This window comes from Nocardioides caeni, assembly GCF_004912195.1.
Taxonomy (GTDB): domain Bacteria; phylum Actinomycetota; class Actinomycetes; order Propionibacteriales; family Nocardioidaceae; genus Nocardioides; species Nocardioides caeni.
Window position 1 is genome coordinate 1 of sequence record NZ_STGW01000013.1, and the last position, 13,558, is coordinate 13,558.

Consider the following 13,558-nt stretch of genomic DNA (forward strand, 5'->3'; position numbering starts at 1 on the left):
AACCTCAGAGGTCAGGTGTCAACCAGACTGGGGGCAGACCCCTGTGACTTCACCGTCATCGCTGGGCGCCCCTGATCTGAGGAGCCGTCATCGCCTGGCCGCAGCTATAGCGCTGGCGCACGAATCACTCACCGACGAAGGATTCATCGGACGCTTTGATGAAGCCGTCGGACATCGGCATCAGTGCGGAGAGACCGCCGTCGTCGATCGAGCAGAGCATCCGCAGATGGCCGTCGGCCTCACTGTCCCAAACAGCCTCGATCTCGATCTGATACCCCTTGCCGTCCGGCGCCTGCACCTTCTCGCAGTCCGGGCTGTCGAGCCACGTATCGCGCAAGGCTTCGAAGGACAGCTGCCGTAGCTCCTCGACCCGCTGCCCGAGGACGCGCCGAGCCTCTCTTCGATCCATGTCCGCATCCTTCCATCGAAGGCCGGAACGGTCTCTCAGACCCGGTCCAGGACCCAGGCGCCGACCGGGTTGTCCGGGTGCACCGCGAGACGCGCCCGAGCCGCCCGTCCCGCACCATCGACGTCGCCCGCGTCGAGTAACAGCAAGGCTTCCGCGGCCTCGGCCGGCAAGGTGATCCCCGACCTGGACTTGTCCGTCATCAGGGCCTTCTCGCGGGAGAGCTGGAGAAGGACGGTCGGATCGGCGATCCGGTCGAGCTCGTCGAGATGACTCTCGAGGGCAAGAGCAAAGTCCCGCACGGCCGGGCCGTCGTCGGGATCGAGGAGCCACGGGCCCTGGAGCATCGCCGTGGGATCCGGCGCGAGTCGGCGCGACCAGAAGCCCATGGCTGCGGTGGGCGGTCTCGATGCCGGGCTGCCGTCGAGGACGAATCGGGTGTGGCAGCCGAGTGTCACGCCGAGGTTGACGTAGAAGGACAGTGGGGCAGCGGGGGAGCGGTGCGCCTGGAACTCCACGACCACCCAGTCGCCTGCACTGAACTCCCGCCGGAAGGTCGTGCCGCGACGGGCGTACCCGCGCCGACGGAGAGCGGGAGCCATGTCGCTGATGAAGCGGCTGAGTGAGCTCACGTCCGACCTCAGGCGACGGGCGCCTCGTTGTAGGCCCCGGCCAGCTCCTGGCCCGTGAGACCGTGGATCGCGGCCATGATCTCGTCGGTCACCTCGCGACGGGCACGTCCCGGCGCGACACCCTCGAAGCGTCCGGTGACGTCGAGGGGATCACCGAACCGGACGGTCACCTTGGCCCGGCGGGGCCAGCGGGAGTCGACCGGTTGCAGCTGGTCGGTGCCGATCAGCCCGACGGGTACGACGGGCACGCCGGCGGTCAGGGCGAGCTGGGCCACGCCCGTCCGACCGCGATAGAGCCGGCCGTCGCGGGAGCGGGTGCCCTCGGGGTAGATGCCGAAGGCCTCACCCCGTCCGAGCACCTCGAGGGCGACGTCGAGTGAGTTGAGGGCGGCGCGGGTGTCGTTGCGGTCGACGGGCACCATGCCGAGACCCTCGAACCACGCCTTGCTGATCCGGCCCTTGATGCCGGCGCCGGTGAAGTACTCCGCCTTCGCCAGGAACACGACCTTGCGCGGCGCCACGATCGGGATCACGACGCTGTCGGCGAAGCTGAGGTGATTGCTCGCGAAGAGGACCGGGCCAGTCATCGGCACGCGGTCGACGCCCTCCACCGTGGGCCGCCACACGGCGCGGGCGAGAGGAGGGACCACGGCATGCAGGGCCTCGTAGAGCACGGCCACAGCCTAGGCCTCGGGAGACGGTCGAGGATGACGGCCATGCCACGGCCGCGTGAAACCATCGGTGCGTGAAGCCCGCCGCAGTCCTGTTCGACATGGACGGAACCGTCGTCGACACCGAGCCCTACTGGATGGCGACCGAGCACGCGATCGCCGAGGCCAACGGCGGCACGTGGACCCAGGCGGACGCGATGTCGCTGGTCGGCAACGACCTGCTGGTCTCGGGCACCTATATCAAGGCCAAGCTGCACCTCGACGAGTCTCCGGAGGAGATCGTCGAGATGCTGCTCGACGGCGTCGTCCGGCAGGTCGAGCAGGCGGTGCCCTGGTGTCCGGGCGCTCGCGAGCTGCTCCTCGAGCTCCACGAGGCCGGGGTGCCGTGCGGGCTGGTGACGATGTCCTACCAGCGCTTCGTCGCGCCGATCCTGGCGCAGCTCCCGCCCGAGACCTTCCGCGTCGTGGTGACCGGCGACATGGTCGCCAACGGCAAGCCCCACCCGGAGCCCTACCTCACGGCGGCGGCCGCGCTCGGCTCCCGACCCGAGGACTGTGTCGCCATCGAGGACTCGCCTCCCGGGGCGGCCTCGGCGCTGGCGGCCGGGATGCAGGTGCTGGTGGTCCCCAACCACGTCGAGGTCCCTCCGCAGCCCGGCTTCCACTACCGCCGCTCGCTGACGGACGTCACGGCCGCCGATCTCGAATCGTTGCCCTTTCGAGACCCTTCGACCGTGAATCTGCCGTAGCCAGCGGCATCCCACCGGAGTATCTTCCGCGTCATCCTGGTCCCTGATCCGCGGGGACCGCTCTCGGGAGATATGGCGGGTACGACTCGTGAATCGGAAATTCCTGGCGATGGCCGGCGCCGCAACGCTGGCGCTGGGCCTGACGGCATGTGGCGACGACAGCAGCTCGTCCGACGGCTCCTGGATCCTCGGCACCACCGACTCGGTGACGGCGCTGGATCCGGCCGGGTCCTACGACCTCGGCTCCTCCACCCTGGAGTACAACCTCTACCAGACCCTCGTGACGGTCCCGGCCGGCTCGACGGACATCGTCGGCGACGCCGCGGAGTCGTGCACCTACGACGACCCCCAGACCTTCACCTGCACGTTGAAGGAGGGCCTCACCTTCTCCAACGGCAACGAGCTGACGTCCTCCGACGTGAAGTACAGCTTCGAGCGGGCCATCACGATCCAGGACCCCAACGGCGCCGCGATCTACCTGCTCGGCAGCATCACCCACAAGGACGCCAAGGACGTCGTGGTCCTCGACGACGGCGCGATCGAGACGCCCGACGACCAGACGATCACCTTCCACCTCAACAAGCCCGACACGACCTTCCAGTACGTGCTGACCTATCCGGGCGCGGGCGCCATCGTCGACGAGGAGACCTTCCCCGCCGACACCAAGCTCGACGACGACAAGGTCGTGGGCTCCGGCCCCTACAAGCTCAGCCAGTACAAGGCCGACGACCAGGCCGTGCTGGAGCTCAACGAGAACTACACGGGCGACAACGAGGGCTCGACCGAGCAGGTCTTCGTCAAGTACTACTCCGAATCCTCCGCCCTCAAGCTCGCCGTCGAGAACGGCGAGGTCGACGTGGCCTGGCGCGGACTGAGCCCGACCGACGTCAACGACCTCGAGAGCAACGACGACGTGACGGTGTCCAGCGGCGAGGGCTCGGAGATCCGCTACTGGGTCTGGAACGTCGCCGGCCAGGTCGGCAAGCAGAAGGCCGTCCGCCAGGCCGCCGCCCAGGTCTTCGACCGCGAGGCCATCGCGAGCACCGCCTACGACGGCACGGTTGACCCGCTCTACTCCATCGTCCCGCCCGGCTACGCCGGTCAGGCCGACACGTTCGAGTCGACGTACGGCGAGCCCGACGCCGCCAAGGCCAAGGCGCTGCTCGACGCTGCCGGTGTCGCGACGCCGGTCAAGCTGACCGTCGGCTGGACGCCCACGCACTACGGCCCGAACGCGGAGGACGAGGCCAACGAGCTCGAGCGCCAGCTGGAGGAGAGCGGGCTGTTCGAGGTCGACCTGAAGAGCACCGAGTGGGAGCAGTACCAGACGATCTACAAGGAAGGCGCCTACGACCTCTGGATGCTCGGCTGGTTCCCGGACTACCCGGACACCGACGACTACCTGTCGGTCTTCCTCGTCGACGGCGGCTTCTTCCAGAACGGCTACTCCAATCCGAAGGCCGACCAGCTGGTCCAGCAGGAGCAGGGCACGGACGACCAGGCGGTCCGCGAGGACGCCTTCGGCCAGCTCCAGCAGATCGTGGCGGACGACGTCCCGTTCATCCCCTCGTGGGTCGGCAAGAACACCGCCGTCTACGGCGCGGGGATGGAGGGCGTCGAGGACACGCTCGACCCGTCGTTCATCTTCCGGTTCTGGCTGGTCGACAAGAGCTGACGTCCTGCATGACCGGCTCCACCGGCACGGGGTCGCTGCCTCGCTACATCCTGCAGCGCATCCTGCTCGTCATCCCGATGATCTGGGTGATCCTCACCCTCGTCTTCGTGATCCTGCGGGTCGCACCCGGCGACCCCGTGTCCGCCGCCCTCGGGGGGAAGCTCGACGAGGAGGCGCTCGACGAACGGCGCGCCGCGCTGGGCTTCGACCGCCCTCTCATCGAGCAGTACTGGGACTACCTGGTGTCCGTGATGAAGCTCGACTTCGGCACCACGTTCAGTGACAACCAGCCGATCCTCCACGTCGTTCGGGACAACGGGGGAGCGACGCTCAGCCTGACCGTCGTCGCGTTCCTCATCGCCCTGCTGGTCGGGATCCCGCTGGGTCTCGTCGCGGGTCGCTACCGCGACTCGGTGCCGGACGTCGCGATCCGCCTGTTCGGGATCCTCACCTACGCGGCGCCCATCTTCTTCGTCGGGTTCCTGCTGCAGGCCTACGTCGCCGCGCCGCTCGGTCTCCCGACCTCCGGCGCGGCAAGTCCCCGCACCGTGTTCACCGTCGAGCCGACGACGCACATCCTGCTGATCGACGTGTTCCTCAGCGGCGACGGCGCGGCGATCGAGGACGTGCTGCTCCACCTGGTGCTGCCGGCCTGCACGCTCGGCCTGCTGATCTGCGGGGTGTTCATCCGCCTCGTCCGGGTCAACATCCTCCAGACCATGCAGGCCGACTACGTCGAGGCGGCCGAGGCCCGCGGCCTGGACCGCCGCAAGGTCACCTGGCGCCATGCCTTCCGCAACGCGCTGGTCCCCGTCGTCACCGTGATCGGACTGCAGTTCGCGCTGCTGCTCGGCGGAGCGGTGCTCACGGAGTCGACCTTCAACTGGCCGGGGCTGGGCAAGAAGCTGGTCGACTACATCAACGAGCGCGACTACGGCGCCGTCCAGGGGATCGTGACGCTCTTCGCCGTGGCGGTCGTCCTGATCAGCGTGCTGGTCGACGTGGTCAACGCCCTCATCGACCCGAGGGTGAGGTACTGACATGGCCGCGCTCCGACGCGTGCTGCGGGCGCTCGCCACGCCCTTCACCCAGACGGCCGGACTCGGTCGCTGGATGCTGGTCATCGGCCTCGTCATCACCGGCATCTTCGTCCTGCTCGCGATCTTCGCCCCGTGGATCGCGCCCTACGGCTTCGCCCAGGCCTCCGCCGACGGCGTGGACTTCCCGAAGGCCGGAGCGCCGAGCGGCGAGCACTGGTTCGGCACCGACCGGCTCCTCTTCGACGTGATGTCGCGGACCATCTGGGGCGCCCGTACGGCGATCGAGGTCGTCATCCTGTCGATCCTCATCTGCGTCGTGATCGGCGTGCCGCTCGGTCTGGTCTCGGGCTACTACGGCGGCTGGCTGGACCGGGTGCTGCTGCTGGTGATGGACGCCCTCTTCGCCTTCCCCTCCTTCCTGCTGGCGATCGTGTTCTCGTTCCTGCTCACCGACCTGTTCGGCGGCAGCGTGCTGGCCGTGGCGATGTCGCTCTCGGCGATCTACATCCCGCAGTACTACCGCGTCGTCCGCAACACGACCGTCAGCGCCAAGGAGGCGACGTACGTCGAGGCCGCGCGCGCGATCGGCGCCAAGGACGGCGTGATCATGCGCCGCTACCTCTTCGGCAACGTGATCCAGAGCGTCCCGGTGATCGGCACCCTCAACGCGGCCGACGCGATCCTGACGCTGGCGGGCCTCGGGTTCCTCGGACTCGGCATCCAGTCGACCGACGCGGCCGAGTGGGGCCACGACCTCAACCGTGCTCTCGCCGACGCCGGGGCCGGGGTCTGGTGGACCGGCCTCTACCCGGGCCTCGCGATCGTGCTGCTCGTCACCGGACTCACCCTCGTGGGCGAGGGCCTCAACGAGACGCTGAACCCGACCCTGCGCAAGCGGCGCCTGCTGCCGGTCGTGATGACCACCCGGGAGGACCGATGACGCAGCCCGAGCTCGACCCCGTCCTGGAGGCGGAGTTCCAGCCCGACGTCACCGGGGACGGACCGGTGATCTCCGCCCGCGACGTCCGGGTCTGGTACGGCACGACCCGGGGCGCGATCCGCGCGGTCGACGGCGTCAGCTTCGACCTCGCTCCCGGCGAGACCCTCGGCCTGGTGGGGGAGTCGGGGTGCGGGAAGTCGACCCTGGGCCGCGGACTGATGGGGCTGCTCCCCGCCGGCGCCAAGCGGGACGGCGAGGTCCGGTTCCGCGGCGAGGACGTCCTGACCATGTCGCCGCGCGACGCCCACCGTCTGCGTGGCAGCCAGCTCGGGATGATCTTCCAGGAGCCGATGACCCGGCTGAACCCGCTGCTGCGGGTCTCCGCCCACTTCGAGGAGGCGATCCGGCAGCACGAGCCGAAGCTGCCGAAGCGGGAGGTCACCCAACGCGCGCTGGATGCGCTGCGGATGATGGGGATCCCGCCCACGCGCTACCGGTCCTATCCGCACGAGTTCTCCGGCGGGATGCGGCAGCGACTGATGATCGCGCTGGCCCTGGTGCTGCGGCCGGCGTTCATCGTCGCCGACGAGCCGACCACGGCCCTCGACGTCCTCGTCGAGGCGCAGATCGTGCAGATCCTCAACGACCTGCGGCGCGACTTCCGGACCTCGCTGCTGCTGATCACCCACAACGTCGGCATCGTCGCGGAGGCGTGCGACCGCGTCGCCGTGATGTACGCCGGCCGGATCGTCGAGCAGGGCCGGGTCGCCGACGTCTTCGCCGCGCCACAGCATCCCTACACGAGAGAGCTGCTGCGCTCGACGATCTCCCTGCGCACCACCGGGCTGAACTTCATCCCCGGCTCGCCCCCGGACCTGATCGATCCGCCGCCCGGCTGTCGTTTCGCCCCGCGCTGTCCGCAGGCCATGGCCGTGTGCGCCACCACCGACCCGATCACCATCGAGCGTCCCGGCGGCGGTCAGGTCGAGTGCTGGGCCGTCGGCCCGACCGACCTGATCCCCGCGGGCGGGACCGCTCGCCTGCAGCAGGAGGAGCTGGCCGTTGCCGACGAAGCCTGACCTCATCGACGTCCGGGACCTCTCGGTGCACTTCGGCCTGCGCGGCGGCACCCTGGGCCGGCTGGTCGGCCGCGACGCCGGCGTCGTCAGAGCCGTCGACGGCATCTCGGTGACGCTGCGCGAGGGCGAGGTGCTGGGCCTGGTCGGGGAGAGCGGCAGCGGGAAGTCGACCTTCGGGCGCGCCCTGCTGGGCCTCGCGCCGGCGACGAGCGGCACGATCGGCTTCGACGGTGCCGACCTGACGTCGATGAGCCGCAGTGAGCTGCGCGCGCTGCGCCAGTCGATCCAGATGGTCTTCCAGGACCCCAGCGCAGCGCTGAACCCGTCGATGACCGTCGCCGAGGCGGTGGGGGACGCCCTGCGGGTGCACGGCATGAAGTCGTCGGTCGAGCGTCGCGAGCGGGTGGTCGAGGCGCTCGAGCGGGTCGGCCTCTCGCCCGTGCAGCTGTTCCTCGACAAGTACCCCCGCGACCTGTCCGGCGGCCAGAAGCAACGCGTGGTGCTGGCCCGGGCGATCGTCATGGGCCCGCGGGTCCTGGTCGCCGACGAGCCGATCTCGATGCTCGACATGTCGGTGCGCGCCAAGATCCTCCAGCTGATGCTCGACCTCAAGCAGGACCTCGGGCTCAGCTACGTCTACATCACCCACGACCTCGCCAGCGCGAAGTTCTTCTGCGACCGGATCGCGATCATGTATCTCGGCCGCATCGTGGAGATCGGGGACACCGAGGAGATCTTCGCGAACCCGCGACACCCCTACACGAAGGCGCTGCTGCGGGCGGCGCCCGACCCGGATCCGGCGCGCGCCGTCGCCAAGGACCTGCCCCGCGGGGAGGTGCCGGATGCCGCCGTGCCACCGCTCGGCTGCTCGTTCCACCCCCGCTGCCCGGAGGCCGTCGCGCAGTGCGGCTGGGAGGCTCGCGACCTGAGGACGCTGCTCGAGACGCACTGGACCCGCCGCACGCCGGAGGAGTACGACGCCGAGTCGGCCGCCGTCGGCTCGCTGGACGCGCTCGCCCGGCCGGACACCTCGGTCCACGTGGGCCGGGGCGGCGCCGACGCGGTGCGGTCGATCCTGGACCGGATCCGGGACGAGGAGCCGGACGAGCCGTTGTGGCGGGGCGTCGCGGACGTCACCGACGACGGGGCCGGCGTGCGGGTCGACTTCCACCCCGGCGTCGACCCGGCACTGCGCCGGGCCGGAGGCGTCGACGTGGCGTGCGTGCTCTATCCGGACGACTCTCCGGACGACTCCGCCGGCGGCTGATCGAGACGGGCGGGCCAGGGCGGCGGAGTGCCGCCGTAGGCGGGGCACAGGTCCTGATGGGTGCACCAGCGGCAGCCGGCACCCGGGCGGGGCAGGAACTCCTGCTGCTCCGTGGCCGTCCGGATGGCGTCCCACACCGCCAGCACCTTGCGCTCGGTGGCCAGCAGGTCCTGCTCGTCGGGCTCGTAGCGCAGCACCTCGCGGTTGCCGAGGTAGATCAACTGCAGCATCGACGGGACGACCCCGCGCATCCGCCACAGCGCCAGCGCATAGAACTTGAGCTGGAAGAGGGCCTTGCCCTCCCATCTCTCGCCAGGGGACGGGCCCGTCTTGTAGTCCACCACCCTGATCGCGCCGTCGGGCGCGACATCGACCCGGTCGACCCCCCCGCGGAGCAGCACCCTGGCGTCGGTGAGCGTCTCGACGTAGAGCTCCCGGTCGGCGGGCTCGAGCCGGGTCGGGTCCTCGAGGTCGAAGTAGGTGCGCAGGCTGTCGCGGCAGGACACCAGCCACGCCGCGATCTGGGAGACGTCGTTGCCGAACATCTCCGCCAGCGCGGGCTCGGCCTCCTGCAGCTCGGCCCACGCCGGCTCGATCAGCAGCTCGGCGCGCTCGGGCAGGCGGTCGGCGGCGGGCAGGTCGAAGAGCTGCTCCAGCACCCGGTGCACGAGCGTGCCCCGGACGGCCGCGGGGGAGGCGGGCTCCGGCAGCCGGTCGATCGAGCGGAACCGGTAGAGCAGCGGGCAGTTGAGGAAGTCGCCGACGCGCGACGGCGACAGCGCGCCGATCACGTCGACGCCGTCGACCCGCGTCCCGCGCCGCTCGGCGGGATCCGCGGGCGCCACCTCTGCTGTCATGCCCCGCACCCTAGGCGGGGGCACCGACACTCCCGGCCGAGTGCGGCTTGGCTAGCCTCGTCACGTGCCTGATCCCTCCTCACCCGCGCCGCCCCGTCCGCCGGTGCCGCGCGGGATGCTGCGGATCGGCACGATCGCCGGCAGCGACGTGCTGGTCTCCACGTCGTGGTTCCTCGTCGCCGCGCTCATCGCCTGGCTGATGGGGCCACGGGTTGACCAGGTGCAGCCGGGGCTGGGCGGCTGGAAGTACGTCGTCGGTCTCGCCTTCGCGATCGCGCTCTACCTCGCGATCCTCCTGCACGAGGGCTCGCACGCCGTGATGGCCCGACGCTTCGGCTTCCGGGTCGAGTCGATCACGCTCCACTTCCTCGGCGGCGCCACCGCGATCTCCGGGGAGTCCCGGCGCCCGCGCCAGGAGTTCTGGATCGCCGTCGTCGGACCGCTCACCTCCATCGGGGTGGGCCTGGCCTCGCTCGGCCTCTGGTTCCTGCTGCCCGACGGTCTGCTGCGCCTGGTCGTCGAGGGCCTCGCGGGGTCCAACCTCATCATCGGCGTCCTCAACCTCGTCCCCGGACTTCCCCTCGACGGCGGCCGGGTCCTCAAGGCCGGTGTCTGGGCGGCGACCGGGAAGATGCACACCGCAACCGTGGTGGCTTCCTGGGGCGGCCGGCTCACCGCGATCGCGGTCGTCGTCTGGGCCGTGCTCAGCGCCGGGACCGGCAGCCTCGTCAGCCCCGTGCTGCTGGCCATCGTCGCGGTCTTCCTCTGGACCGGGGCGAGCCAGTCGCTGGCCTCGGCCAAGGTGCTGCAGGGCCTGAGCGCCGTGGTCGCCCGCGACCTCGCCCGCCCGGCGCTCGCCGCGCCCGGCGACCTGCCCCTGGCCGAGGCGCTGCGCCGGGCCGCGGAGGCCGGCGCCGGCGGCATCGTCACCGTCGACGCAGGCGGTCGCCCCGTCGGTGTCGTCGACGAGCGGGCAGCGACGGCGCTCCCCGACGAACGACGTCCCTGGGTCCCCGTCGCCTCGGTCGCGCGGAGCCTGAGCCCCGGCCTGGTCCTGCCCGTCGACATCAGCGGCGACGACCTCATCGCCACCCTGCGGCAGTCGCCGGCCAGCGAGTACGTCCTCGTCACCGACGACGGCGGCGTCCACGGCGTGCTCGCGGCCTCCGACGTGGCCCGGACACTGCGTCGGAACCGCTGACCGGCACCGCACACCGCACCGGATAGATTGCGCCGGTGAGCGACACGACCCCCGACGTACCCCAGGACGCCTGGTCCGGTGTCCACCGCGGCCCCCTGCGTGAGGGGGAGTGGGTGCGACTGGTCGACGGCAAGGGCCGCAAGCACAACTTCGAGCTCGTCGCCGGCAAGCGCTTCTTCTCCAACAAGGGCCACTTCGACCACGACGAGCTGATCGGCCGCGAGGAGGGCTTCACCGTCACCTCCTCGGCAGGCGGCGAGTACCTCGTGTTCCGCCCGCTGCTCTCGGAGTTCGTCGTCTCGATGCCCCGCGGCGCGGCGGTCGTCTATCCCAAGGACTCCGCCCAGATCGTCGCGATGGCCGACATCTTCCCGGGCGCCCGCGTGGTCGAGGCCGGCGTCGGCTCCGGCGCGCTGACCTGCTCTCTGCTGCGTGCGGTCGGGCCGCACGGCCGGGTGTCGTCGTACGAGCGCCGCGAGGAGTTCGCCGACGTGGCGCGTCGCAACGTCACCCAGTTCTTCGGGGGCGACCACCCCGCGTGGCAGCTGACGCTGGGCGACCTCGCCGAGGCGCTGCCGGCGTCCGGCGAGCGCTGCGACCGGATCATCCTCGACATGCTCGCGCCCTGGGACTGCCTCGACGCTGCCGCGGACGCCCTGCTGCCCGGCGGCATCGTCTGCGCCTACGTCGCCACCACCACCCAGCTCTCGAAGTTCGTGGAGGCCGTCCGCTTCCACGGCGGCTTCACCGAGCCGGCCCCGTGGGAGTCGCTGGTCCGTGACTGGCACGTCGAGGGCCTCGCCGTGCGTCCCGGCCACAAGATGATCGGCCACACCGCCTTCCTGGTGACGGCGCGGCGGATGGCACCCGGCGAGCGGGCGCCGCTCAAGAAGCGCCGGCCGGCCCCGGGCGCCTACGGCCCGGACTACGACGGCCCCCGTCCTCCGGGCGTGCCGGAGCTGCCCGAGGCCCCCACCGAGGACTGAACCTGGAGGCTGCGCCGGCGCAACCGAAACGTTGCAAAGGAATCGCTCGCGTTGCACGTCCGTGTCACACCCGCACGAGTAGGGTCGACGACAGGAGGTGTCCCATGAGCACGAGTGATGGCACGTCAGGCAGCCACCGGTCCCCGAGCCGGGAGGAACTCGAGGACCAGGTCCGCTATCTCGAGGACGAGGTCCACGATCTCCGGCGCCGGGCAGCGGCCGCACCGGGGGGCCCGCCCCACTCGCTGGAGCTGCGCCTCGCCGACACCCAGCGCTCCCTCGCCGCGGTCACCTCGCAGAACGAGCGGCTCGCCTCCACGCTGCGTGAGGCCCGCGACCAGATCCTGAAGCTCAAGGAGGAGGTCGACCGGCTCGCCCAGCCGCCCGCCGGCTTCGGCACCTTCCTGCAGCGCAACGAGGACGACTCCGTCGACGTCTTCACCGGGGGCCGCAAGCTCCGCGTGACCGTCAGCCCCGCCGTGGACCTCGACGCCCTGCGCCGCGGCCAGGAGGTCATGCTCAACGAGGCCCTCAACGTGGTCGCCGCCTTCGACTACGAGTCCGTCGGCGAGGTCGTCATGTTCAAGGAGCTCCTCGCCGACGGCGAGCGGGTCCTCGTGATCGCCAACGCCGACGAGGAGCGGGTCGTGAAGCTCGCCGAGCCGCTGCTGACCGAGACGCTGCGCGCCGGCGACTCGCTGCTGCTCGACGCCCGCGCCGGCTACGTCTACGAGAAGGTGCCCAAGTCGGAGGTCGAGGAGCTCGTCCTCGAGGAGGTGCCCGACATCTCGTATGAGTCGATCGGTGGCCTCGGCAACCAGATCGAGATGATCCAGGACGCCGTCGAGCTGCCCTACCTCTATCCCGAGCTCTTCCTCGAGCACGAGCTCAAGCCGCCCAAGGGCATCCTGCTCTACGGCCCTCCGGGCTGCGGCAAGACGCTGATCGCCAAGGCCGTCGCCAACAGCCTTGCCAAGAAGGTCGCCGCCAAGACGGGCGCCGAGGGGAAGTCCTACTTCCTCAACATCAAGGGCCCCGAGCTGCTCAACAAGTACGTCGGCGAGACCGAGCGGCACATCCGCCTCGTCTTCCAGCGGGCCCGGGAGAAGGCCTCGCAGGGCACGCCGGTCATCGTGTTCTTCGACGAGATGGACTCGCTGTTCCGCACCCGCGGATCCGGCGTCTCCTCCGACGTCGAGAACACCATCGTCCCGCAGCTGCTGAGCGAGATCGACGGCGTCGAGACCCTCGAGAACGTCCTCGTCATCGGCGCGTCCAACCGTGAGGACATGATCGACCCGGCCATCCTGCGGCCGGGCCGGCTCGACGTGAAGATCAAGATCGAACGGCCCGACGCCGAGTCCGCCCGCGACATCTTCTCCAAGTACCTCACGAACACGCTGCCGCTGCACGGCGAGGACGTCCGCGAGTTCGGGGGCGACCGTCAGGCGGCCATCACCGGGATGATCCGGGCGACGGTGGAGCGGATGTACACCGAGACCGACGAGAACCGCTTCCTCGAGGTCACCTACGCCAACGGCGACAAGGAGGTCCTCTACTTCAAGGACTTCAACTCGGGCGCGATGATCCAGAACATCGTCGACCGGGCGAAGAAGATGGCGATCAAGGACTTCCTCGACGCGGGGCTCGACGAGGCCCAGAAGGGCCTGCGGGTCTCCCACCTGCTGCAGGCCTGCGTCGACGAGTTCAAGGAGAACGAGGACCTGCCCAACACGACCAACCCCGACGACTGGGCGCGGATCTCCGGCAAGAAGGGCGAGCGGATCGTCTTCATCCGCACCCTCGTCACCGGCAAGCAGGGCACCGAGCCGGGCCGGTCGATCGACACGGTCAACGACACGGGCCAGTACCTCTGAGTTCTGCTTGGCCGACTCGCCTAGGGTGAGACACGTCCCAGCAGCACCACTTCCTCAAGGAGCCCCCATGGTCAAGAAGCTCGTCGTCGTCGTCCTCGTCGCGCTCGGCGTCACCTCCGCGGTCAAGGTCGCCAAGGGTCGCTGAGCCCAGCTGAGCACACCGAGGGGCCCCGCACCG

The 13,558-nt window shown here is 70.2% G+C and carries 13 protein-coding genes; 9 read left to right on the forward strand and 4 right to left on the reverse strand.

The annotated features are described in order from the left end of the window. Positions 1 to 124 precede the first annotated feature (124 nt). The 3 genes from E9934_RS15690 to E9934_RS15700 are packed head-to-tail and all read right to left on the reverse strand — an operon-like array spanning position 125 to position 1,712. Positions 125 to 409 (reverse strand): hypothetical protein, encoded by a 285-nt coding sequence (locus tag E9934_RS15690; RefSeq protein WP_136563846.1) that lies wholly within the window; start codon positions 407 to 409, stop codon positions 125 to 127. A gap of 35 nt (positions 410 to 444) precedes the next feature. Further along, positions 445 to 1,038: a DUF4304 domain-containing protein gene (locus E9934_RS15695; protein WP_136563847.1), complete on the reverse strand. Its 594-nt coding sequence runs from the start codon at positions 1,036 to 1,038 to the stop codon at positions 445 to 447. 8 nt (positions 1,039 to 1,046) lie between these two features. Further along, positions 1,047 to 1,712 carry a lysophospholipid acyltransferase family protein gene (locus tag E9934_RS15700; RefSeq protein WP_136563848.1) on the reverse strand — a complete coding sequence of 222 codons (666 nt, stop codon included), beginning with the start codon at positions 1,710 to 1,712 and terminating at the stop codon, positions 1,047 to 1,049. Positions 1,713 to 1,783: 71 nt separating this feature from the next. Here E9934_RS15700 and E9934_RS15705 point away from each other — a divergent pair, with 71 nt between their 5' ends. The 6 genes from E9934_RS15705 to E9934_RS15730 all read left to right on the forward strand — a co-directional run bounded on the left by E9934_RS15705 (position 1,784) and on the right by E9934_RS15730 (position 8,459). Next, positions 1,784 to 2,458 (forward strand): HAD family hydrolase, encoded by a 675-nt coding sequence (locus E9934_RS15705; protein ID WP_238695002.1) that lies wholly within the window; start codon positions 1,784 to 1,786, stop codon positions 2,456 to 2,458. 109 nt (positions 2,459 to 2,567) lie between these two features. After that, a complete protein-coding gene (locus E9934_RS15710) occupies positions 2,568 to 4,133 on the forward strand; it encodes an ABC transporter substrate-binding protein (RefSeq protein WP_136563849.1) in 1,566 nt (521 codons plus the stop codon). 8 nt (positions 4,134 to 4,141) lie between these two features. Beyond that, a complete protein-coding gene (locus E9934_RS15715) occupies positions 4,142 to 5,173 on the forward strand; it encodes an ABC transporter permease (RefSeq protein WP_136563850.1) in 1,032 nt (343 codons plus the stop codon). A gap of 1 nt (position 5,174) precedes the next feature. Next, on the forward strand, positions 5,175 to 6,113 hold the full coding sequence (locus E9934_RS15720; RefSeq protein WP_136563851.1) for an ABC transporter permease: 939 nt from the start codon (positions 5,175 to 5,177) through the stop codon (positions 6,111 to 6,113). Further along, on the forward strand, positions 6,110 to 7,192 hold the full coding sequence (locus E9934_RS15725) for an ABC transporter ATP-binding protein (RefSeq protein WP_136563852.1): 1,083 nt from the start codon (positions 6,110 to 6,112) through the stop codon (positions 7,190 to 7,192). Before E9934_RS15720 ends, E9934_RS15725 begins: the two co-directional genes overlap by 4 nt. Beyond that, a complete protein-coding gene (locus E9934_RS15730; RefSeq protein WP_136563853.1) occupies positions 7,176 to 8,459 on the forward strand; it encodes an ABC transporter ATP-binding protein in 1,284 nt (427 codons plus the stop codon). The genes E9934_RS15725 and E9934_RS15730 overlap by 17 nt, the downstream gene beginning before the upstream one ends. Here the strand turns inward: E9934_RS15730 and E9934_RS15735 are convergent. Then, complete coding sequence (locus E9934_RS15735; protein WP_136563854.1) at positions 8,420 to 9,316, reverse strand: RecB family exonuclease; 897 nt, start codon at positions 9,314 to 9,316, stop codon at positions 8,420 to 8,422. The two genes, E9934_RS15730 and E9934_RS15735, sit on opposite strands and share 40 nt — an antisense overlap. Positions 9,317 to 9,380: 64 nt before the next feature. Between E9934_RS15735 and E9934_RS15740 the strand changes: the two genes are divergently transcribed. The 3 genes from E9934_RS15740 to arc all read left to right on the forward strand — a co-directional run bounded on the left by E9934_RS15740 (position 9,381) and on the right by arc (position 13,380). Continuing rightward, positions 9,381 to 10,517, forward strand: a complete 1,137-nt coding sequence (locus tag E9934_RS15740; protein ID WP_238695003.1) for a site-2 protease family protein — start codon at positions 9,381 to 9,383, stop codon at positions 10,515 to 10,517. Between the two features lie 35 nt (positions 10,518 to 10,552). Further along, positions 10,553 to 11,503: a tRNA (adenine-N1)-methyltransferase gene (locus tag E9934_RS15745; RefSeq protein ID WP_136563855.1), complete on the forward strand. Its 951-nt coding sequence runs from the start codon at positions 10,553 to 10,555 to the stop codon at positions 11,501 to 11,503. Between the two features lie 104 nt (positions 11,504 to 11,607). Beyond that, positions 11,608 to 13,380: a proteasome ATPase gene (gene arc, locus E9934_RS15750; protein WP_136563856.1), complete on the forward strand. Its 1,773-nt coding sequence runs from the start codon at positions 11,608 to 11,610 to the stop codon at positions 13,378 to 13,380. Positions 13,381 to 13,558 lie beyond the last annotated feature (178 nt).

What these genes read in the sequence shown, in the direction of transcription:
- E9934_RS15715 (WP_136563850.1), top strand. Translation starts at nt 4,142, where the DNA reads ATGACCGGCTCCACCGGCACGGGGTCGCTGCCTCGCTACATCCTGCAG.
- E9934_RS15710 (WP_136563849.1), top strand. Translation starts at nt 2,568, where the DNA reads ATGGCCGGCGCCGCAACGCTGGCGCTGGGCCTGACGGCATGTGGCGAC.
- E9934_RS15690 (WP_136563846.1), bottom strand. Translation starts at nt 409, where the DNA reads ATGGATCGAAGAGAGGCTCGGCGCGTCCTCGGGCAGCGGGTCGAGGAG.
- E9934_RS15735 (WP_136563854.1), bottom strand. Translation starts at nt 9,316, where the DNA reads ATGACAGCAGAGGTGGCGCCCGCGGATCCCGCCGAGCGGCGCGGGACG.
- arc (WP_136563856.1), top strand. Translation starts at nt 11,608, where the DNA reads ATGAGCACGAGTGATGGCACGTCAGGCAGCCACCGGTCCCCGAGCCGG.
- E9934_RS15725 (WP_136563852.1), top strand. Translation starts at nt 6,110, where the DNA reads ATGACGCAGCCCGAGCTCGACCCCGTCCTGGAGGCGGAGTTCCAGCCC.
- E9934_RS15720 (WP_136563851.1), top strand. Translation starts at nt 5,175, where the DNA reads ATGGCCGCGCTCCGACGCGTGCTGCGGGCGCTCGCCACGCCCTTCACC.